The 21801-nt window shown below is 42.7% G+C and carries 27 protein-coding genes; 18 read left to right on the top strand and 9 right to left on the bottom strand.

Annotated elements, in window-relative coordinates:
- The first annotated feature begins 2 nt into the window (after positions 1-2).
- The 5 genes from OC193_RS19770 (at position 3) to OC193_RS19750 (ending at position 2769) form a co-directional block, all read left to right on the top strand.
- The gene (locus tag OC193_RS19770; RefSeq protein WP_004731484.1) at positions 3-341 is read left to right on the top strand and encodes a zinc ribbon domain-containing protein YjdM; all 339 of its coding nucleotides are present in this window, start codon (positions 3-5) and stop codon (positions 339-341) included.
- A gap of 135 nt (positions 342-476) precedes the next feature.
- Positions 477-899, top strand: coding sequence for an N-acetyltransferase (locus tag OC193_RS19765; protein WP_048662584.1), 423 nt, complete (start codon positions 477-479; stop codon positions 897-899).
- A 47-nt stretch (positions 900-946) separates the two neighbouring features.
- Positions 947-1441: a GNAT family N-acetyltransferase gene (locus tag OC193_RS19760; RefSeq protein WP_048660021.1), complete on the top strand. Its 495-nt coding sequence runs from the start codon at positions 947-949 to the stop codon at positions 1439-1441.
- 120 nt (positions 1442-1561) lie between these two features.
- Entirely contained in the window at positions 1562-1993 is a 432-nt protein-coding gene (locus tag OC193_RS19755) for a GNAT family N-acetyltransferase (protein WP_048662585.1), read from the top strand.
- Between the two features lie 215 nt (positions 1994-2208).
- A complete protein-coding gene (locus OC193_RS19750; RefSeq protein WP_048662586.1) occupies positions 2209-2769 on the top strand; it encodes a hypothetical protein in 561 nt (186 codons plus the stop codon).
- Positions 2770-2882: 113 nt separating this feature from the next.
- Here the strand turns inward: OC193_RS19750 and OC193_RS19745 are convergent, their stop codons facing one another.
- A complete protein-coding gene (locus tag OC193_RS19745) occupies positions 2883-3494 on the bottom strand; it encodes a LysE family translocator (RefSeq protein ID WP_048660025.1) in 612 nt (203 codons plus the stop codon).
- 102 nt (positions 3495-3596) lie between these two features.
- Between OC193_RS19745 and OC193_RS19740 the strand changes: the two genes are divergently transcribed.
- Entirely contained in the window at positions 3597-4481 is an 885-nt protein-coding gene (locus tag OC193_RS19740; RefSeq protein WP_048660026.1) for a LysR family transcriptional regulator, read from the top strand.
- A 66-nt stretch (positions 4482-4547) separates the two neighbouring features.
- On the opposite strand, the gene OC193_RS19735 is transcribed toward OC193_RS19740, so the two are convergent.
- The 6 genes from OC193_RS19735 to OC193_RS19710 all read right to left on the bottom strand — a co-directional run bounded on the left by OC193_RS19735 (position 4548) and on the right by OC193_RS19710 (position 10538).
- Complete coding sequence (locus OC193_RS19735; RefSeq protein ID WP_048662587.1) at positions 4548-5492, bottom strand: ADP-ribosylglycohydrolase family protein; 945 nt, start codon at positions 5490-5492, stop codon at positions 4548-4550.
- A gap of 192 nt (positions 5493-5684) precedes the next feature.
- Complete coding sequence (locus OC193_RS19730; protein ID WP_048662588.1) at positions 5685-6611, bottom strand: amino acid ABC transporter permease; 927 nt, start codon at positions 6609-6611, stop codon at positions 5685-5687.
- A 177-nt stretch (positions 6612-6788) separates the two neighbouring features.
- On the bottom strand, positions 6789-7598 hold the full coding sequence (locus tag OC193_RS19725; RefSeq protein WP_017093706.1) for a transporter substrate-binding domain-containing protein: 810 nt from the start codon (positions 7596-7598) through the stop codon (positions 6789-6791).
- Between the two features lie 12 nt (positions 7599-7610).
- Positions 7611-8408, bottom strand: a complete 798-nt coding sequence (locus OC193_RS19720; protein ID WP_048662589.1) for an amino acid ABC transporter permease — start codon at positions 8406-8408, stop codon at positions 7611-7613.
- Positions 8408-9154, bottom strand: coding sequence for an amino acid ABC transporter ATP-binding protein (locus tag OC193_RS19715; RefSeq protein ID WP_048662590.1), 747 nt, complete (start codon positions 9152-9154; stop codon positions 8408-8410). Before OC193_RS19715 ends, OC193_RS19720 begins: the two co-directional genes overlap by 1 nt.
- A gap of 235 nt (positions 9155-9389) precedes the next feature.
- Positions 9390-10538, bottom strand: a complete 1149-nt coding sequence (locus OC193_RS19710; protein ID WP_048662591.1) for an iron-containing alcohol dehydrogenase — start codon at positions 10536-10538, stop codon at positions 9390-9392.
- Positions 10539-10731: 193 nt separating this feature from the next.
- On the opposite strand from OC193_RS19710, the gene OC193_RS19705 reads away from it, so the two are divergent.
- From OC193_RS19705 to OC193_RS19660, 10 genes are all read left to right on the top strand, one after another.
- Positions 10732-11616: an AraC family transcriptional regulator gene (locus tag OC193_RS19705; protein WP_048662592.1), complete on the top strand. Its 885-nt coding sequence runs from the start codon at positions 10732-10734 to the stop codon at positions 11614-11616.
- A gap of 629 nt (positions 11617-12245) precedes the next feature.
- Positions 12246-13493, top strand: a complete 1248-nt coding sequence (locus OC193_RS19700) for a RidA family protein (protein WP_048662593.1) — start codon at positions 12246-12248, stop codon at positions 13491-13493.
- Positions 13494-13818: 325 nt separating this feature from the next.
- Entirely contained in the window at positions 13819-14169 is a 351-nt protein-coding gene (locus tag OC193_RS19695; RefSeq protein ID WP_048662594.1) for a hypothetical protein, read from the top strand.
- Between the two features lie 19 nt (positions 14170-14188).
- Positions 14189-14653 (top strand): GNAT family N-acetyltransferase, encoded by a 465-nt coding sequence (locus tag OC193_RS19690; RefSeq protein WP_048662595.1) that lies wholly within the window; start codon positions 14189-14191, stop codon positions 14651-14653.
- Between the two features lie 115 nt (positions 14654-14768).
- Positions 14769-15422 (top strand): DJ-1/PfpI family protein, encoded by a 654-nt coding sequence (locus OC193_RS19685; RefSeq protein ID WP_048662596.1) that lies wholly within the window; start codon positions 14769-14771, stop codon positions 15420-15422.
- 56 nt (positions 15423-15478) lie between these two features.
- Positions 15479-15835: a hypothetical protein gene (locus tag OC193_RS19680; protein WP_048660037.1), complete on the top strand. Its 357-nt coding sequence runs from the start codon at positions 15479-15481 to the stop codon at positions 15833-15835.
- Between the two features lie 93 nt (positions 15836-15928).
- The gene (locus OC193_RS19675) at positions 15929-16078 is read left to right on the top strand and encodes a hypothetical protein (RefSeq protein WP_017108090.1); all 150 of its coding nucleotides are present in this window, start codon (positions 15929-15931) and stop codon (positions 16076-16078) included.
- Between the two features lie 113 nt (positions 16079-16191).
- Positions 16192-16656, top strand: coding sequence for an acyltransferase (locus OC193_RS19670; protein ID WP_017082069.1), 465 nt, complete (start codon positions 16192-16194; stop codon positions 16654-16656).
- Positions 16657-16726: 70 nt separating this feature from the next.
- The gene (locus OC193_RS19665; protein ID WP_048662597.1) at positions 16727-17245 is read left to right on the top strand and encodes a GNAT family N-acetyltransferase; all 519 of its coding nucleotides are present in this window, start codon (positions 16727-16729) and stop codon (positions 17243-17245) included.
- A 105-nt stretch (positions 17246-17350) separates the two neighbouring features.
- Entirely contained in the window at positions 17351-17827 is a 477-nt protein-coding gene (locus OC193_RS19660) for a GNAT family N-acetyltransferase (RefSeq protein ID WP_048660039.1), read from the top strand.
- 118 nt (positions 17828-17945) lie between these two features.
- On the opposite strand, the gene OC193_RS19655 is transcribed toward OC193_RS19660, so the two are convergent.
- The gene (locus OC193_RS19655) at positions 17946-18392 is read right to left on the bottom strand and encodes a DUF417 family protein (protein WP_048662598.1); all 447 of its coding nucleotides are present in this window, start codon (positions 18390-18392) and stop codon (positions 17946-17948) included.
- 191 nt (positions 18393-18583) lie between these two features.
- Between OC193_RS19655 and OC193_RS19650 the strand changes: the two genes are divergently transcribed.
- Together OC193_RS19650 and OC193_RS19645 are read left to right on the top strand one after the other, a co-directional pair.
- The gene (locus OC193_RS19650) at positions 18584-19348 is read left to right on the top strand and encodes a PhzF family phenazine biosynthesis protein (RefSeq protein ID WP_196299418.1); all 765 of its coding nucleotides are present in this window, start codon (positions 18584-18586) and stop codon (positions 19346-19348) included.
- A 111-nt stretch (positions 19349-19459) separates the two neighbouring features.
- Entirely contained in the window at positions 19460-19822 is a 363-nt protein-coding gene (locus tag OC193_RS19645; RefSeq protein ID WP_048660042.1) for a RidA family protein, read from the top strand.
- A 128-nt stretch (positions 19823-19950) separates the two neighbouring features.
- Here OC193_RS19645 and OC193_RS19640 read toward each other — a convergent pair whose 3' ends face one another.
- A complete protein-coding gene (locus OC193_RS19640) occupies positions 19951-21537 on the bottom strand; it encodes a BCCT family transporter (protein ID WP_048662600.1) in 1587 nt (528 codons plus the stop codon).
- Positions 21538-21801 lie beyond the last annotated feature (264 nt).

Genomic DNA, 21801 nt, shown 5'->3' with positions numbered 1-21801 from the left:
GTATGTCTTTACCTCCTTGTCCGCAATGCCAATCTGAATATGTCTACCCAGACCAAAACAACCTGATCTGCCCTGAGTGTGCCTATGAATGGAATCCAGAAGAAGAGCGTTTAGAAAGAGAAGCCGCGCGTGTTAAGGACGTAAATGGCGTTGTATTGGAAAGTGGCGATAAAGTTACCTTCATTAAAGATCTAAAAATCAAAGGCAGTTCTTCTGTACTGAAAATCGGCACTAAAGCAGTAATCAGACGAATCAATGAAGGCAAAGATCACCAGTTAGATTGCAAGCTGGATGGTGGCGGTGAAATGCTTGTTACGGCGAAGTACGTTAAGAAGCAATAGCGGCCAATGGTATTGATCTATCATTGCCGTTCAATAATTCTGACTGGGACATTGTCGTAAATCTTCAATAGGTTTAAGTCGCTTCTTGGCATACTGGTTAGCCCATTAAACAATATTAATTGCCTGAGAATTAAGATGATTAGAGAGTACAACCCAAATGATATTGAAGCTGTTTTAGATATTTGGTTAACCGCCTCGATAAAGGCCCATGACTTTGTGGCTCCTGAGTTTTGGGAGTCGCAAGTAGCTAATATGCGTGACCTATATATTCCGGCATCAACAACTTACGTGTATCAAGTAGACGGTGAGGTTCGTGGCTTTTATTCGCTTTATGAAGGGATCTTAGCGGCGATCTTTGTCAGTACAGAACATCAAGGCAGTGGTATTGGTAAGCAACTTATCCAACACGCGAAGCTTGAATGTCTGAACTTGTCATTGAATGTGTATAAAGAGAACCAAGCGACGATTGAGTTCTACTTGTCCCAAGGATTCTCTATTGTGAGTGAACAAGTTGATGAACATACAGGGCATCAAGAATACACCATGCACTTAGCTTAGGCTTGATAGCTAAACCCGAAAGAGCAGTAACTAGGAATCGAAACTATATGGACATGGTCAAAGCTAATATTTCGCACTCAAGAGCCTTTCATCGCTATGTGAATGCTTGCTCTGAGGATGGGTTAGATATTTATACAGGTATTTCTGACAGTAGTGATGCGTATTTAAAAAGGCGAGTCGCTTATTCAAAAGGTGAGGAACTGCCAGAAGGTTGGACGCCTGCTTCTACGTATTTTTGTATCGACTCTGGTCAAATCCTTGGTGTCATAAGAGTTCGTCATGGCACCAGTGAATACATTCATGACGTTATCGGCCATATAGGCTACGAGACTTTGTCACAAGCGAGAGGACAAGGTATCGCAAGTCATATGTTGTCTTGGGTTCAACGTCACGTACTTACCGAAAACGCTATTATTACCTGTGAGTACGGCAATATTGCTTCGCAAAAAGTGATTGAGAAGTGTGGTGGGCAGTTCTTAAATACCTTTTACTCAGAGCAAGATAAACACGAAGTTCTACGCTATCAACTAAACCCTAAATGAACACTGAAGCATGGCACCTTCCAATTCTCACTTGCTTATCGTGAGCGAGTTTTTTGGAAATGAAGCCGCTGGTGATTCTGATTCATTAGTTATAGTTCATTGATTATTGTTGGAGATATTTTGAAGTATTCGACAAGACCCGCTCAGTCATCAGATTATGAATTTCTGTTCGAGCTAAAAAAGGCGGCTGAATTTGAGCCAATCAAAGCTGTTTTTGGCTGGGACGAGCAGATTCAACGAGATATACATGCCGAAGAGTGGGCAGAAGAACGGCCTGAAATCATTGAATATCAGGGTAAAGCGATTGGTAGTGTGTTGTTGCAAGACAAAGGCGAGCACTTCTATTTTTGTCGGTTCTTCCTACTGCCCGAATACCATGGCAAAGGTATTGGTAGCCAAGTTTTAATGGATTGCTTAGCTCAAGCAGCCAAACTCAATAAGCCTGTGGCGTTGTGTTATTTACAAGGTAATCGAGTTGGGGAGTTGTATTTAAGGTTTGGCTTCGAAATCACCTCGCAAAACGATCAGTTTGTTTATATGTGGCGTGAATAGTTTGTAATAATTGAGATTAACTCATTCCTTTAGCCTGTACCTCCATCAGATAGTTGCCTTAATCTTTCCAACAGATGGCGTGTAAATATGAGAATTGTCAGCTGAATTATAAAATAATGCTAACCATATCAATATTTTATCAATCTGTGTTTTCGGTCTGTATTTTTAATGATAGGGTCGCCGAATAATTACATTGATAAGAATAAAGGCTTTATATGAAACGTTTTCTGCCAATGGCTTTGGTAGCTGGCTTAACGGGTTGTATGACGTTACCTCATAATGCGTCGAATACTCTATCTGCTCCTCATGGAGATGGAGCTATTGGTATTACTACGAAGATCATTAAGGTTGGTAGTGTTTATCCGTGTGATACTTTTTCGATTCTAATGTACGAAAAGATTGGTGATGAACTCGCTCAAGAGCCGGAGACGTTGAGAATGACAGTCTACGAAGATCTAGAGTACGTATTGTTTGATAATATCAAGCCAGGTAGTTACGTTGTTAAAGAAGCACGCTGCAATGTTCCAAGAGGGATCGCTGTAGACGGATATAAACGTTACCACTCTATCGAAATGTCGAGTGAGTACATGGTTAAACCCAACACATTGACTTTAACTGATGACCTAATCTTTGCTGCTCAGGAAACTGAGAAGGACTTTTATTTCACAGTTGAATCAAGTGAAGAAGTTTCCATTTACCTTGAGGGTCTGCTTGCGGTATCAGATACTATCGGTGAAGGGTGGAATATAGAAACTCCCAAGAGTCAGCAGCTCTAATCGTTCGTTGGCTCCAAAGTATTAGCTGCCTTAAAACTGGTTAACTTAGCTGGAAATTGTAAATAAACTCAATGGAACACTGTATCATTGAGTTTATTAGTTTTAGCTTCTATTTAAGACTTAACCGCCAATAGTGCTCCGAACGTCACTAAGCCAAATCCACACGCTTGATTAAGCCTTTTCTTTGCTCTCAATAGATGCTTTTGCAATGTATTCGAAGTAAACAGCATAGCGACAATTCCAAACCATAAGCCGTGAAGAACGATCATGTAAAGTCCATAGCCGAGTGCGACATGCTGGTTTTCTGCATCAGGTGAGATGACTTGGCTGAAGATGCTCAAGAAGAACAACATGGTTTTTGGGTTGAGCACGTTACATAAAAAGCCTTGGGCTAAATAGCGCCAAACATTGGTGCTTTGTTTTGCATCTTCCATCGGTGCAAGCTTGTTGTCCGCACTCAAGATACCTTTTAGCCCTAGATAAATAAGATAGGCTGCACCTGCGTATCTGATCATGTCAAACAGCTGCTCATTCTGTGAGATTAAGTAACTGATCCCAAGCATTGAATAACTGATGTGAACACAAATCGCTAAACTCACACCTATTGCAGTCCAAATCCCTGCTTGTCTTCCTTGATTGACACTGTTTTTCAAAACTAAAACGAAATCAGCTCCTGGACTAATAACAATCAATAGTCCCAATACTGCTAGGCTTAACCACTCCATAATAACTCCAACTCTTTATATTTGATGAGCGAGCATTGTATGGTTTTTTATTGCTGCCTATAATCGAAATGAACTCCATCTATCTGTGAGAAAAAATCACACATGAGACATTTGAAAGCATTTCATACTTTCCACATAGCAGCGCATTCGAGCAGTTACAGTGATGCGGCGGATAAACTCAATATCACACATGGCGCAGTGAGTAAGCAGATCAAGGTATTGGAAAATCACTTATCTCACGCCTTGTTCTATAAACAGGGCAGGAATGTGTGTCTCACCAAAGAGGGGGAACTACTCAAAGGTTACACAGAGCAAGCGTTCCAAGCCTTGGAAACTGGAGTCCACAAGCTTAATCAGCTGAATCATCACGCGTTGGAGGTTTCATGCGAACCCACATTGACCATGCGTTGGTTAATGCCTCGACTCGGTGATTTCTATAACGAATCCGGAATTGATGTCCGATTGTCTACCGCAGGTGGACCTGTGACATTAGGCGCAACTGGATTAGATATGGCCATTCGCCGAGACGACTTCAACGTAATCGAGCATTATAAACAGATTCCGTTAGTTGAAGAGTGGGTTGGCCCTGTGTTCTCGCCTGATTACTGGCAACAGGTCAAAGACAAGTTAGCCGATGTAAAATTACTGCACAGCAGCACGCGACCAAACGCTTGGAGCCACTGGGCATCCATCACCAAAGATAGTGAATTTGATAGCCGAATGGTGCCGCAAGCTATTTCAAACCAAACCTTTGCACACTTCTATTTTTGCTTTCAAGCGGCCGTTGATGGGTTAGGAGCGGCTCTTGGCTCTTATCCATTGGTGGTTGATGATTTGAATAGAGGCAACTTAATCGCACCGTTCGGCTTTGTGCCTTCCGGTCATCAGTACATATTGCTCACACAAGATGACAAGCACGATGAACCAGAAAGCCCGTTTGTGGTTTGGCTAAAGAATGAGTTGTCACAGTGTGTTCCAACCTTATAGGAACGACAGTCTCCGACCTAGAAGTGTGCTTGTCTTATGTCAGACTTTAGTTCGTTATTGTGGGAATCACTCAATCGGCAAAGACAAAACACCACCATTGAGTTCGACTTGGTTTAGCCATTCTGTTGGAATCGCTCCGTCTTCTTCATAGAAGCAAGTCGCTAATACCGCGCCAATCACGATCGCACGACCGCAGCTATCACCGCCACATAAGATGTTATCTCGAATAGCTTGTTTAAAGCTCTGAGCACCCGCAATGATGCGAATCAACAGTGGAAACGCGGCACTCAATTCACAATGCAATCCGAACTTCTTCGCGGCATCTGTTATTGAAAGCTCAGGTTCAGCCAATGCTTCATCGATTTGATCATGTATAAATCTGCTGCAAGTTTGTCGCACTATTTCTACCGACTGTAGTGGTGAATTACCTTGTATCGCAGCTTGAATCAACAGGGTGATGGCTTGCGCCCATTCCACGGCTTTGTCGTTGTTGTTGGTCACTCGTACCGCGCTCTCTACCATCGCTGGTAAGGTATGAGAGGTATAAGTACACGCCACTAATGGAATGATCTTTGACACTGCGGGGAGCTGCGTGTCGTCTGCGCCACAAGCTGTAATTGGGGCGTTCTCTAGTTCTAATTGATGGATGTTCAGCAAGCTCATACGAGTGGCTTTATCAATGTAACCTCGCCAACTGCCACCAAAATCAAACCAGAAGCGGAAGTGTTTGATGTAACTCGCTTCATCGTATTCTTTATTGTCGACTAAGCTGTCGACCATCGCCAAGAGCTGAGCACCGTATTGCGATTGTTCACCTGCGGTTTTACCTTGGTGCGCAAAGTAGCCCTTGTCTTGGTAATCGAACTGATTCGGTGAGCGAAACTCTGGCTCAAAACCCGCTACGTGTAAGATTCTCTCTTGGTCATACAGCCAGTGCAGCCCCATTGAAGCGGCGTCGCCAACCAAGGCGCCAACAACAGCGTAAAAAGCTCTTTCTTTATGATTGTCCATGTTGAGTGATGTCCTTGAGAAGAATCAACGCAGTTCGATACTTTAAGTATAGTGATTAGGCGAGTATTTTGCTGTGTTTCTAAGAAGAAATATGAAGAGATAAATCCTGATTAGTCAATAGCTTAAACCAATCAGGTGAAATTGATAAGGGCAATGAATGGTCGGGCGAGTCGATACTTTTGATTAATGGTGTTACTGATGGTTAAGGTAGGCGCTAGAACGCTGCTCAATCACTTTGAATAGACGCGAAAGTGCAAAGCACAAAGTAAAATATACGAAGCCAACAATCAGCCAGATCTCGAAGATCAAACCGGAAGAGTTGGCCATCTCAGTACCAACAAAAGTCATCTCTTGGATGGAAATTAGAGACACAATCGACGTGTCTTTAACCAAGGAGATCGCTTGGCCAGCCAATGGCGGTGTGATGGCCGTTAATACTTGCGGTCCAACCACAAATCGATACTTAGACAATGCAGACAAGCCAAGTGAATCGGCGGCTTCCCATTGGCCTTTAGGAATACCTTCTAAACCCGCTCGAATCACTTCCGCAATATAAGCCGAAGAGAGCAAACCAATACAAATAACACCAGATGCTAAGTTTTCCCAAAGGTTAGCTGGGCCGAACAGGAAACCTTGAACAGCGTTAATCTCGCCATTATGTTCACGTAAGATACTTTCTAAACCAAGTAATGGAATCAGTTGGTTAGAAACGAAGAAATAGAAGATGAAGACAAACACCAGTGGCGGAATATTTCGAACCAACTGGATAAAAATCAGTGCAGGCGTTCTGAAGAAAGCGATTTTGGAGTGCCTTGCGACGCCAAGTAATGTGCCAAAAGAGAGTGCTAACACTATGCTCCAGACACTCAAGCGCAGTGTGGCGATCAAGCCTTGGAAAAAGTACGGGACGTTACCTTCGGATGGCGGAATAAAAATCAGGGTAAACGCATCTTCCCAGCGCCACTGGTAGTTAATACCAACAGCAGAGCGATAATAAAGCCAGCCTGCAAACACACAAATGACAGCGAGTAACACACCATCTAAAAGAGTAAGGCGTTGATACCAAGGCTTCATATGAACGTTGGGCTTAGGTGTTGTTAATGCGCTAGTACTACTCACGTCATTCCTGTTTAAACATTAATTATTATTGGGTTGTTGCTTGGATCTAAGACGAATCAAATAAAGCTACTTAAAAAGGCTACTTAAATCGTCGATGAGAAGGCAGTGCAAACAGTGCACTGCCTTGATTTAGATTCGACAGATTAGCTCATATTAAAAAGTGAGCTCAACTTCAGATTACTGACCTTGAGCAATCTGGTCTTGCCAATCTAAAGTAGAGAACCAGTACTCGTAACGCTCTTTCAACCAACCGTCTTCAGTACGTGCTTTGATCCATTCGTTGAAGAACTCTGCCTTGTCAGTTTCACCCAGGCGAACTGCAAATGCTTCGTTACCTTTGGATAGACGCTCTTCAAATGGAATAAATAGCGTGTCTGCGTTTTTGATCGCTTCGTGTTCTGGTTTCGGGCTAGACGCGATAACCGCGTGCGCGTTGCCGTTTAACACTTCTTGGAATGCTTGAGCATCGTCATCGAACTGTAGAACTTTCGCTTTAGGGAAGGTTTCACGAGCCACTTGAACTGTGAACGCACCACGACGAGCAGCAATTTTCACGCGACGAGAATCAAAATCAGAGATCTGAGTAAAACCTTCCGCTAGCTCTTTATTAGCAGCCAGTTGAACACCAGAGTGCGAGTATGGTTCAGTGAACAGTACGCTTTTAGCTCGCGCTTCAGTAATAGACATACCGCCGATGATCACATCAAACTTCTTCGATAATAGAGAAGGGATAATGCCGTCCCATGCCGTAGGTACAAATTCGACTTTCCAACCTGAATCTTCGGCAAGGCGTTTCGCCACGTCGATTTCAAAGCCAACGAGATCGCCTTGTTTGTTACGCATCGCCCAAGGAACAAATGTCGACATACCAACGCGCAGTGAGCCACGTTCGTTGATTTTATCGAGGTTAGGCGTTTCAGAAGCAAGTGCAGGCAAACTTACGGCAAGCGCAAGTAGGGCTGTAATCGCGGTTTTAAATAGCTTCATGCTGATAAATCCTTATTGTGTTCGCCAGTTAGCTCCGAGCTTATGCTCAAGCCAAGCAGCAACGGCAGAAAGTGAAAGTGTAAGAGCAAGATAAATGATCGCCACAGAGAACCAAATCTCGAATGGCATCGCGGTTTCAGAAACAATGTTTCTGGCTTCGGTTGTCAGGTCGAAAATAGCCATGACACTCACAATCGAAGAGTTTTTAATTAGAGAGATCACTTCATTGGTCAAAGGTGGCAAGGTGCGTTGCACCACCTGAGGAAGAATCACATCCCAGTAAGTATAGGTCTTTGATAATCCCAAGGATTGAGCTGCTTCAAATTGTCCTCTCGCAATACCATTTAAACCGGCACGGAATATCTCGGCGGTGTAAGCACCTTGGAAAAGTGCCAAGGCTAAAATGGCAGTGCTAAAGCGATCCAGCCCTAATACGGGGCCAAATACAAAATAGAGCAAATAAATTTGTACTAATAACGGCGTATTACGAATCAACTCAACATAGCTGGTGGCTAGGGTACGTCCAACCACAGAATTTGAGTTTCTCAATAGCGCTGTCGTTAAACCAATAATCAGCGTCGCGACCAAAGAAATCAGAGAAATATTGATGGTAACCAGTAGCCCTTCAACTAATTCAGCAGGCCACCATTCGCCATCTTCATAGAAAGCAATATAGTCTGGCACGCGCTCCCATTGCCAGCTGTATCCCATGGTTTGTGCACCAGAATCGAGAATCCATACAACAGCAGCCACCAGTACAACAATCTGTACCAAAGCGGATAGGGCGGGTTTAATAATTCGAATCAACATCAATAAGTCAGGATCTGATTTAGGAACGCTTGAGTACGTTCATGTTGAGGGTTTTCAAAGAGCGCTTGTGGCGTATTCGATTCCACAATTTGTCCTTCATCCATGAAGATAACACGGTCGGCCACTTGTTTCGCAAAGCCCATTTCATGGGTCACACACACCATGGTGATACCTTCACTCGCCAGTTCAACCATTACATCGAGCACTTCGTTGATCATCTCCGGATCAAGCGCTGAAGTTGGTTCGTCGAACAAGAGTAATTCCGGCTTCATACATAGAGAACGGGCGATAGCCACGCGTTGTTGCTGACCGCCAGAGAGTTGCACTGGGTATTTGTTGGCTTGTTCTGCGATGTGTACACGCTCAAGATAGTGCATTGCAAGCTTCTCGGCTTCGTGTTTACTTTTTTTAAGCGTACGAATTGGGGACAAAGTTAAGTTCTCAAGCACAGTAAGATGGGGGAATAAATGAAAGTGCTGAAACACCATCCCAACTTGGCCTGGGGTGTTAAATTTGCTCGGAAGTGCTTGATCTAACACAGAAAGCTCGCCACTCTCGAAAGGTTCTAGCTGATTGATACAACGGATCAAGGTTGATTTACCCGAACCTGACGGCCCGCAAATCACCACTATCTCTCCTTGTTCAATATTTAAATCGATATCCTTTAGGGCATGAAAATCACCATACCACTTGTTAAGTGACTTAAACTTAACCATTTCCTTGAGATTGTTCAAATCGTTGTTCATACCTAGTAAAGAGACAGGTTTACCTTAACAATATAGAAATATGATTGCACATAAAATTAGGGACTTATGAGAATTTAATAGCATCTTGTAGGGCAAATAAAAAAGCAGCGCCTGATTTGGACGCTGCTTGAGGATATACGCAAGGGCAAAGAATTTGGTTCAGTTTCACGGCATAAATTTTTAGATTATGACGATTTTCCTTAGAACCTTGTTTTCCTTGCTCTAATTTTGAACGCTATTGAATCGCAGACTCTAGAATTTCACGAGTCTTCTCTGGCGTGATTGCTTGGTTTTCGCCAAGTTGCAGGTAGCCATGTGATTCAAGTTGAGCGACAACATTGTCGATCGCTGTTTCTTTGTTTGTTTCGTAGCCGTCGAACATAGTTGCAACGTCTAGGCTGTGGTAGAACGCTTCGATTGCATCGATAGTGCGCTCGGCTAAATCTGCGCCCGCTTCTAGGCCAAATACGTTACGACCCATTTGCTCAAGCTTGCAACGCTTCGCTTCGATTTGGTTACGAAGTAGTGAAGGTTGAACAATCGCAAGTGAGCGTGCGTGGTCTACGTGCCATAGTGCTGTGAACTCGTGGCCAATCATGTGTGTTGCCCAATCTTGAGGAACACCCGTACCAATCAGGCCGTTAAGCGCTTGGTTTGCTGTCCACATTAGGTTGGCACGCCATGCGTCGTTGTCACGCTCGTCGTATTGCTTACCCAGTACAAGTAGGTTTTTCAGCAGAGTTTCTGCGTAACCGTCTTGAACCATCGCGTCTGTTGGCATTGTGATGTATTGCTCACATACGTGTACCCAAGCATCAACTAAACCATTAACTAGTTGGCGTTCAGGCAGAGACTTCATTACATCTGGGTCCATTACTGCAAACTTAGGCTGCACCGCAGGGTTCATGAATGCCAGTTTTTCTTGAGTTGCTTTACGAGTGATTACTGCACCCATGTTAGATTCAGACCCTGTAGCAGGAAGCGTCAGCACTGCGCCGATTGGCGTCGCTTCTGTTACTTGGTGTTTGCCCGCTAGGATGTCCCAACCGTCACCGTCGTATTTAGCCGCTGCAGCAACATACTTAGAACCATCGATTACCGAACCACCGCCAACAGCGATAATGAATTCTACGTTTTCTTGTTTAACAAGAGCGACGGCTTTATCTAGCGTTTCTTTGGTTGGGTTTGCTTCAACACCAGAAAATTCAATCCAAGCGTGATCTTTAAGAGATGCGACTACTTGGTCGTAAACACCATTGTTTTTGATTGAACCGCCACCGTAGATGACTAGTACTTTCTTCGAAGTATCAACCGCTTGGCTGATAGCGTTGATTTGGCCTTGGCCGAAGTGGATAACTGTAGGGTTAACATAAGTGAATTGCATTAGAGATTCCTTGTGTAAAGCTCAATTTGTTATTTTATTTGATTGCTCAATTTCTATATTTGCATATTAGTACAGTAATCTAGGGTGATGAAGAGCTGATCCTCCAAATAAATTGCCTATTTCTACAAAATTGATATTCTTTCTCTGCTTTAGCTTACTTACTCTTAGCACTTGGAATGGAAAGTCGCCACTTATGAAAACACTCGCGCAGTTGTTACAGTCTTATGTAGAACACAAAGGTTGGGATGATCTCGAAGGGATCAGAGAAACAGAAATTGACGGCGTGTGGTTATATAGAAGCAGCGGTGGCAATCAGCGTCAGCCTTTTACTTACCAATCTGGCATCATAATGCTCGGGCAAGGTAAAAAGAACATCTATATTGGCGAACGCCCAGTAACTTACGCAGCAGGAGATTACCTTGTAGTAGGTGTGCCAATGCCGTTGGAGTGTGAGGCCTTGCCTGTTAATGGCGAACCATTACTTGGTTTATCTATCAACATTGACTCTCAACGTTTGCACAGCTTGGTAAAAAAGTTAGAAGACCAAGGCTTTCTTGAGAGCTACTGCAATAAGCACAAACAGAATTCTAGCGGCTTAGAGTCCACGCCGATGGAAGAGCAAATGCTAGAAAGTTTTACTCGATTGGTGAAAATGCTGCATTGCGACATCGAAGCCAACATATTGGGTGATGCCATGGTCAGCGAAATTGTTTATCGCGCACTAACCGGTTCAGAAGGGCGTGTGCTATTCGATCTCGCCCATCACGACGGCCATTACGCACGTGTTGCCAAAGCACTGTCTAAAGTACATGAAGAGTATGACCAAACCATTACCGTTCAATCGCTAGCCGATGAAGCGAACATGAGTGTGTCTGCTTTCCATAATGCTTTCCGTAACGTCACCTTTGAATCGCCACTTCAATACTTGAAGAAGGTAAGGCTCAACAAAGCCAAAGAGCTGATCCAGTTAGAAGGCCTACGAATCAACGATGCCGCGCGCCGAGTCGGCTACTCCAGTCCATCCCAATTCAGCCGCGAATTTAAGCGCCACTTCAATACCACCCCAAGAGCGGTTTAGTTTTTACTCAATATTTATGTCCCGAAAGCTATGGCGTCGATAATTCGTCTGACGCCATCTTCATTTTAGAAAGCACCACTTCTTAGTATCACAACCACCTTTCTCTGCTGTTACCCTAGGCTTCTCAATTGTTTAATTATATGAGGATATGTATCTAATAATGGGTGTTGTTAGACTATTGGCATTTGAGTATCGAACATATTATTAACGTACTTGTATAAAACAGCCTCTTTAAAATAATTAGTTAAATTGCTTAAGAGTTTATGCAGGATATTTCTGTGGTAGTTCAATGGTTCTGATAATAAGGCTGTTTTATTGTGAACAACCTATCAAACAGCATCTAAATTTTTGGAATAACTCATAGAATTATCTGAGAGAGTATTCAATATTATTGAATAGTTTAAAAATTAAAGAGAATTTAGCAGTTGATAAAGCCAAATGTGACGGATATTTAGTCGTGTGATGACTAATTATTCTATAACCTGCTGATTTATAGTCACCTTAGAGTCTGACAGGTATCACGTTTACCCTAAAATAATTCACTTAACATGGCGCTACTTCAATCATTCTTTCCAATACGATTGTTCCACATAAACACGTATTACTATATTATTAAAAGGATAATTCCGATGAGTAGCGATATCATTAAAATTTCAAGAAATACTGAAAATGCACCAATTAATTCTGTATCTACACAAACGGTCGCTTTTTCTCATTATAATAACTTTTCAGCTCAATTACCTGTCGATCCTAAAACAGGTGAAGTTGTGATTGGTGATATTAAAGACCAAGCAGTACAATGCTTGAATAATATTAAGGCCATTGTTGAAAGCATCGACCATGTTATGGATGATGTCGTAAAGATTAATGTTTTCGTTAAGAATATTTCTGATATCGATGCTATCGATGAAGTTTACAAAAGCTTCTTCAACAATAGTCTTCCTACACGCACAGTTGTGGGCGTAGCTGCGCTACCGAATAGCGACGCGCTAGTGCAAATGGATGCGCTGATTTCAAACGGCGAAGGCACTAAACCACAAGCACCTTGCGCGCTGGTAAAGGTATCAAGAAATACAGATAACGCTCCGCATAGTGTTGTCTCTACGCAAACAGCGGCTTTTTCTCACTACAACAACCTTTCGGCTCAATTGCCTATCGATGTAAATACAGGTGAGTTGGTTTCAGGTGGTATCACAGAACAAACGACACAATGTTTAGCAAACATTAAAACGATTCTAGAGAGCATCGGTCATGTCATGAATGACGTGGTTAAAACCACTATTTACCTAAAAGATATCGAAGATGCAGAAAAGGTAAACGAAGCTTGTACTAAGTTCTTCCCAAGTTATGTTCCAGCGCGAACGGTTGTTAATGCCGCTGAACTACCAATGGGCGCTTTAATTCAAATTGATACATCCGTTTCACATGGCGACGGTACACCGCCACAACTGCCAGAAGACACTCGCTTACTGGTTATCGAAGCTAATAATACGGTTGATGCGCCATTTATGGCTTATTCGCACACAGTCGCTTTCTCTCACTACAATCATATTTCAGGTCAACTGCCTGTAGATCCGAAAACCAATGAAGTGGTTGCTGGTGGTATAAAAGAGCAAACTGAACAATGTCTTAAGAATATTAAGGCGATCATTGAAAGTGTTGACCACAGCATGGACGATACGGTGAAAATTAATATTCAGCTTAAAGATGTTTCAGATATTGATGCGGTGAACGAAATCTACACTACGTTCTTTAATGCTGATTTACCGGCAAGAACGGTGGTTGGGGTTTCAGAGATTCCTATGAACGCTTTAATTCAAATTGATGCCGTCGTTTCTAACTGCGAAGGTACACCTCCACAAGACATTGTTGCTTAAACATCGTTACACACATCGATAACAGCGTTGAAATTTCGGCTCTATTTCCTAACTTGGAATTAGAGCTGATTCAGTTTGAAGGCCTGCGATTAAGCGACAGTGTATACCGAATCAATGACTCCAATTCATCACAAGTTGGGCGCGAATGTAAGCGCCACCTCAATACATCCCCACGAGCGGTGTAATGCTTCCTATCAGCAATAAAGGTTGTTAAACATGCGGCACTTCATATAGTGCAATCTTGCGCATAATTTTTGATTGACCGAGAAATCTAAATTTTATAAATACCTGTTATTGAGGTACTAAGATTCTGGAGGAGGTTCATTTGCTCGATTTGTTAAAGAAAGTGGTGCTTATCAATTTGATGGCTGCAATGGTCGTTTATGTGCTGTCGCAGTTTTTTCCTTTCTTTGCTTCTACTCGACTCGTCGACTTCTTATTTTTTGTCGTTATTGTCATTTGGATATTGGCAAAACTTCTGTGGGAGGGAGGCGTTCATAGCAAAACAACGCGCTTAGATGATCCTATTACAGACAAAGTCTACAAAATGGTCGACGGGCACGATTTTGCTAAAGACCAACAAGAAGACTATCGAATGAATTATCAAACGGGCTTAGTGTTATTCATTGCTGGCTTACCGGCGTTTATTGCGTGCTTTGTTCTGCAATTCTTTTAAGTACGGGTAAGAGGCAGTAATGGAAGAATATTTAGAGCTGGACTTGATGACATTAGAGTCAATTTCAAAAGAAGCGGGCTTTCCAGTAGATAGAGATGTGTATTTAGCATTGCGCACTCAATCAATGGAACAAGGACTGCTTGTCGAATATCGGCGACAGAATAAGCTAATTGGCTACACAACGTTGAGTGATTTAGGGGATGGAAAGTGGTTTGTCCCTATGTTTGTGGTACACCCAGACTATAGAAGTAAAGCCGCTTTTCTTGCTCTATTTCGTGGCATTGTAAATATACTGAAAGAGCGCGATTCAAGGGTATTAGTAAGCAATGTTTTACGCCTAAATGAACTGTCGGTGCAGTTTCATAAGCGATTAGGGTTTGAAATAACACGTGAGAATCACTTAGGTTATGAATTTACACTAGCGTTGACTCCTGAAGTAAAAAGAAAATGGGCTAACTTCGTCGCTGTTACCTTGGGGTCATAAATAATTGTGGATCGAGTTTGACCTCAAGTGTGTGGTGGTTAATATCACCTTTCTATCAAACGCATCACTATTAACGCTTCTTATCTTTCGAGAGTAATCAGCAAGGGCATGTATTATGTACAAAGTCGGAATCGTATTATTTGATGACTTCACCGATGTAGACTTCTTCTTGATGTATGACTTACTAGGAAGAACGACGGACTCTTGGGAGGTTAAGGTTCTCGGAACCAAGCTCGAGCATCGCTCACATTTGGGTATGACCGTGAAAATCGATGGTCATTTGAGTGAAGTTGCGCAGCAAGACGTTGTGCTGATCACAAGTGGTTATCGTGGTATTCCGGCTGCATTGAGAGAACCAGAGTTCATGAACTCATTACAGTTGGATCCGAGCGAGCAGTTAATCGGGTCGATTTGCGCTGGATCTTTTGTGTTGCACGAACTCGGTTTACTTAAAGGCAAGAGGCTAACAACAAATCCGCATGCAAAACCAACATTAGAAGCGATGGGTGGAGATGTTCAAGATCTACCTCTAGTCATCGAAGGCAACATTGCTACAGCTGGTGGGTGCCTTTCTCTGGTCTACTTAATTGGTTGGGTGGCCGAGCGGTTATTTGATTCTAACAAACGTAGGGCGATACAAAATCAGCTCATCCCTGCAGGGCAGTTAGAGCTCTTCGAAGAGCTTATCTCTAGAACCATCCAGTCTGCAGAGGCTGATAACTTACACAACAAGTCATTCAAAGCTGAGCTTACAGACGCGGTGAGTTAAATCATCGTTATGGTATTTTTACAAAAAGCGTTTAACGAGAGAAAGAAAACCAGTTTATGCAATTTCGAATTATTTTACTGTTGTGCCTAGCCCTGATGGGTTGTTCATCCAAACCAGAGTTAGCTCCTGACCCAACAACTGTCACTCTTTTTTATGGTAATACGTCGATCTCTGCGGGTGTTTTAGAAGATAAAACATTTAGTTCAGTGCTCGCTGATAGGGCTGAAAGCGTGACTTTTTCAGGGGCAATACGTAAGCAAGACCCTGGCTACTTCGTCGATATACTCGTGATTCGAGAAAAGAAAGAGCCGCGTTCAACACGACAACTAAACGCCTCGCTTGTTATGAAGCCCGGAGAGTTAGTGGATGTTGGTGGTGTGAATAACGATGTATTCAGAGTCATTATTGAGTAGCAAGACAAACATGCCGATTAATTTGAATTTTCACTTTACCTCAACCTAACTTCAAGTCTTAAGCTTCTTTTACTCATTTAAAAGGAGCTTATTATGCAAAATAACTACGTAAAAGAACTTGCTGTCAAAACTTACCAAGAAGAACTTCAGAAAGAGTACGTAAAATCTAAAGCTCGCCCATTTCATGTCCCAAGTTTTATCGGAGGCATACTGTTGTCAGTCGTGTTGGTTGGCTTGTTTTAACTTATGCAGAATCTTTGATCCACTGCCAACTCTCAATACATCTATTTGATGCACTTTAATGCATAAGGCACAATCGCTTAGGTTGAATTATGACGCCAATGTCGAGAGGAAGTATGGCAAGTCCTAGAGTTTTAAAGGCGCAGATTACTGATATTACGTGTGGCGAAAATGTCACTATCATCGAACCAAGCAACGTTTATGGCTGTGAGCTTAAAGATGATGTGTTCGTTGGCCCTTTTGTAGAAATTCAAAAGAACTCGGTTATCGGTGACAGAAGTAAGATTCAGTCTCATACCTTTATTTGTGAGTATGTGACGATCGGAAGTGACTGCTTTGTTGGGCACGGGGTGATGTTCGCGAATGACTTGTTTAAAGATGGCAAGCCAGATCCAAACCCAGACAGTTGGGGACGAACTGTTATCGCAAATAACGTTACCATCGGTTCCAATGCGACAGTGTTGTCTGTCAGCATTTGCGAAGGGGTGGTAATCGGCGCGGGCAGTGTGGTGACCAAAGACATCACCGAGAAAGGTATCTATGCAGGTAACCCTGCTAAGAAGTTAAGAGACTTACCTTAGATTCAGAAGACAAGCTGAGATGTATGAATCGTAAGGTGCGGCTTTTTAGATAAGCATCAGAGTATTGATTATGGATATATTTTTACACTTACTTCACCCAAGCGATGTCAGTAATTTATTGGAGTTTGAAGTCGAAAATAGAGAATGGTTTGAGCAATTTGTTCCAGCTAGAGAAGACCGTTTTTATTCAAATGCGGGTGTTGCCGAGCAAGTTATAAGCTTTCTAAAAGAATATGACAATGGCGATATGATTCCTATGTTGATCAAAGACGCTAATGGCACTATTTGTGGGCGAATCAACGTTCGTGATATCGACCAGAACACTGAAAGTGGAGAACTAGGTTATCGAGTAGGTCACGCATTTGGTTCTAAAGGTATTGCGTCCAATGCGGTGAGAAAGGTACTTATCTACTTGGCCGAGCACTCTTCCCTTAAATATGTTGATGCCTATGCGCTAGTGGGTAATGTAGGGTCAAATAAAATCCTATCCAATACAGGATTTGATTTAGTTGAGCGCGTTGAAAGTTACGCCGTGTTCAAAGGGAAGGCTCAAGATGCTCATTATTACCGAAAGGCGATACTTTCTTAAGTGAATGTTTGAGATGTATTATTTGTTCTATCATCAATGAGATAATAGATTTAGACAAGATGAGCTCACATCAGTTGTGGTGCGAAACAATACAGAGATCAGTTTATGAACATCGTGACAGTCTATAGTGGTAATCAACAGGTATACGCGAATCTATATCAGGGTTATGCCGCCGAGTTTTCAAAGATCATCGGAGATAAACCAGACGAGTATGGCTTGTTTGAGATTTATCCGACGCTTGGTGATGCCGTAACAGGTTACTTACTCTACATTGATGGAGTTCCTGCTGCTTTGACAGCCATTGAAACCAAAGCGCCAAATGAGTTTGAGATATGCGATTTCTATGTCGTCCCTTATTTTCGAAAAAACAAAGTAGGGAAACGGTTTATCTGTGAGCTGTTTGAACATCTAAAAGGCAGTTGGGAGATCAAGCAAGTACTGGGTGCAGAGCATGCAGTTAAGTTCTGGAGAGAGGTCGTTAATGACTACACATCAGGTAACTACGTGGAAGATCAATATCAGGACGAAAAATGGGGCTTGGTAACGAGACAATGCTTCAATCACGATGCTAGTGCAGAGTAAAACTTTAAACATCAGAAGCTGGCAGCATCCTTCTAGCCAGCTTCGAGTCTTTTTGTTTCAAGGTTACTTCTTGGTTTAAAGTGTCTTCTAGATTTAGGGTAACCTTATTGCTTTATCGTTACTTTTGAGGTTTATTGCGTTCGATAATACTGATCGCGATTGCTAAAAATAGGATATCTTTCACTAAGAAGAAGTTAGTAACCAAAATACCATCCGATACTTTCCAAGCGTTTGGCGTGGTAACTAGAAAGCTCAGCGTCACAACAAAGATAGCCGCCGCCGCAATGCCAGAATAAAACGCCACTTTCGGCTTTTTAAATCCAATCATCAGTCCGATCGCGACAATGATTTCAGCACCACCAACCATGTTAGATACGGCTTGGACTGAGAATAAATTGTAAAGCCAGTTCATTGCAGGATGATTTGCGATTAGTGGTTCAATGAGCATCGCTTCAGTTGGCGTAAACTTGTAGATACCAATCCAAGCGAGCACTAATGCTACGCCAATCACACCAAGGTTATATCCCACATTGCTCTGTTTTAAATCATAGGTTTGAACATGCATAAAAGTACTCCATTAATAAGTCCTAAAACATGACCGCACTAGTGCAAAATTAATTTCACTATGAGAGTATTACTCCTTCTTATGAATTATTACACTTGGCATTTTAATGTCATATATATCAATGATTTATTTAAAAAGTGAAATGATAGTTTTTATTAAAATCTTTAGAAGATGAAACAAGGAGATAAGTTATCAACGCACTTATATATGATGCTTTTAGTGGAGAGTCGGCGAAAGGGAATCCTTGTGGGGTTGTTGAATTAGAGCAATGGTTAGCAGATTCGGAACTATTAGAAATAACACATCAACTAGCACAGCCTATTACTGCTTTTGTGAAGAAATCGGGAAGTCAGTTCGACATCCGTTGGTTTGCAATAGATGGTGAGATAAACCTGTGTGGTCATGGTAGTTTGGGTGCTGGTACTGATTTGATCGAGCGGTATAAGTTTGAAGAGGTTACTTTAAACAGTGATTATGGACAGGTCGTGATTTCTAGAAAAGACGGCCTATCTCGATTGGAACTGCCAAGCTGGAATGGTAAACCTTATGTTGAGCGGAGCGATGCTCCAATTGATCTGTCGGCTTTGAATCAGCCCGTTGTCGATGTATTCTCGACAAGAGATTTAGTATTAGTGTTGGATTCAGAGGAAGCAGTAAGGAATTTTACTCCTGATTTTGAACAGTATAAAAAAATCAATGACCTGCATGCTGTCATGGTGACCGCTCAAAGCTCGGATGACGGTTATGTACTTCGTTATTTTGCACCGAAGATCGGCATTTTAGAGGATTTAGCAACCGGATCTGCGCAATGTTCACTGGCCCCATATTGGTTCGATAAGCTAGGAAAAGACAAACTCTCAGTTCGTCAGCTTTCTAGTGCTGGTGGGTATTTTGAAGTGGAGAAGGGAGTAACTTCATCGATCATAGTCTCTGCTAGAGTTGAATGCCGTCAGTGACAAGGGTATTGAGTCTAAGAACTATAGCGCGATCTAATTTTTGTTCTCAATATTAGGAATTTGGATTAGATTACGCTGACGTAAATCCTAATTATAAGAAGAGAATCGCACGTGAAAATCCATAGAATTAACCCGACCAAGCGTTGGTCAGATGTAACCGTATTTAATGGCATCGCAAGCTTTGTTGAAGTACCAGAGACGGATACATCGGCAGGAATTAAGAGCCAGGTTCAGCAAATTTTTGATCAAGCTGAAGAAATGATGAGCTTGGTCGACAGCGATAAATCTCGCGTATTGTCGGTGACAATTTACCTAACAAATTTCGCGAACTTCGATGCACTGAACGAAGTGTGGGATTCATGGTTCCCTGAAGGTAGTGCACCAAGCCGAGCGTGTGTAAAAGCTGAACTGGCAAACCCAGAGCTATTGGTTGAGATGTCGTTTATGGTTGCTGCGGGTGAAAAGTTTCAATAAGCCGAACTATCGGTAGAAATAAGCTTCGTCAATACAAGTAACGAACAGATAAAACAAAGCCACTCAGGTGAATCACTTGAGTGGCTTTTTCGTTTTAAAGGCTAACCGAAACTAAATCGGATTAGGAATTAAGCGATGCCTTGATCTCTTGCCATCTGCTTCGCGATCTTCGGTGCGTGCCATAAACACGGCAGCAAGATAAACGATACAGGAACGGCTGTGATCACAATAAATGACTGTAGAGCAGAGATGCCGCCAGAGCCCATCGAGATAAGTGCAATAGCTACGGCACCCATGATGATACCCCAGAAGGTACGTACTGCTGCATTCGGCTCTGTTGTGCCCGTCATTACTACACTGATTGTGTAAGTCATTGAGTCACCTGTCGTCACGATAAACGTGGTCGTCAGGATAAGGAACAGAATCGCAATCAGAGTAGGGAACGGCAGTTGCGCAGTAATTGCTAGAAGAACTGCTGGAAGGTTGAACCCTTCGAACGCGCTAGAAATCACACCTGGGTTCTCTAATTCAAACGCTAAACCACTACCACCAACGATGCTGAACCAGAAACACGTTACAAGCGGTGCAACGATGCTGATAGATACGATCATTTGGCGAATAGTGCGGCCACGAGAGATGCGAGCAATGAAGATAGCCATCATTGGACCGTAACCTAAGAACCACCCCCAGAAGAACACAGTCCAGCCACCTAGCCATGCTGTATCTTGGCGGTAAAGCGCCATTGGGATGAAGTTATCAATCATTTCACCCATGCCTTGTAGGTAACCGTCAACGATGAAGCTTGTTGGGCCTACTAGAAGGATGTAGCCGATTAGACACACAGACAAGATGATGTTGTAACGGCTAACCAGTTGGATGCCTTTGTTCACGCCACTTAATGCAGACAATGTGTACATAGCGATAGCAAAGATAATAATGACACTTTGAGTTGCAAAGCTGTCTGAAATACCAAACAGTTCGCTCAATGCGTAGCTGATTTGTAGACCAAGGAAACCGATAGGGCCGATAGTACCTGCGGCTACAGCAACAATGCTGCATGCGTCTACTACGTTACCCACCCAGCTGTTGATTGCCTTGTCGCCAAGTACAGGGTAAAGCAGAGTGCGAGGCTTAAGAGGAAGGCCTTTGTCGTAATGCAGATGCATTAACACGATAGAAGACAAGCCACCTAAGATTGCCCATGCAAGGAAACCCCAATGCATGAAAGATTGTGATAGAGCGTTAAACGCCATCGCTTGTGGATCAGCGTTGCCATAAAGTGGCGGAGCCGAAACAAAGTGAGCAATAGGCTCTGCGGCTGCCCAGAACACACCGCCGCCAGCTAGCAGCGTACATAGGACGATAGACATCCATTTGAAGGTGGTCATTTCAGGTAGGGCAAGCGTTCCTAAGCGAACGTGGCCGGTGCGACCTAGTGCAAGCACTAAACCGATAATGAAGTTGAGAAGTAGTAGGACTTGCCAGAAAGCACCGAACCACTTAGTTGAGTAACTGAAGCCGATGTTAACAAGTTCGGACAACACGGAGGTGTTGGTGAAAGCGAGGATGACAAAGAGGGTTAAAAAACTGCCACTAAGCCAAAAGACTGGGTTTCCGAGTTCCAGTTTTTCACCCAGAGATTGAGCTTTATTGAAATCGATAGAAGTAGATTCTGCGTTGATGTTTTCGTTGGCGACTTGCGTCAAGTTGGACATTATTTCTTCGCTATATTTGGCTCTTTCAAGCCTATGTATTTCTCCCACACTTGCATGGAAATGTGAGGTTTGTCAAAAAAGCCGCCGATACTAACACATTTGTTATCAAAAAGTGGGCGAATTCCCAAAAGAATCCCAAATCGCCTTTAAATCACTACTTTTTGGCTAGTTTTGATACGGATTTTTTTCTCGAATCCAAATCACATTTCCGATTTTTGAGACATTATTTTTTAGCTTTCCGAAATAAATTAATATTAGTTGTTG

The organism is Vibrio crassostreae (genome assembly GCF_024347415.1).
GTDB lineage: Bacteria > Pseudomonadota > Gammaproteobacteria > Enterobacterales > Vibrionaceae > Vibrio > Vibrio crassostreae.
Note: the sequence above shows the minus strand (reverse complement) of the source record. Positions and strands in the feature narration are given on the sequence as shown.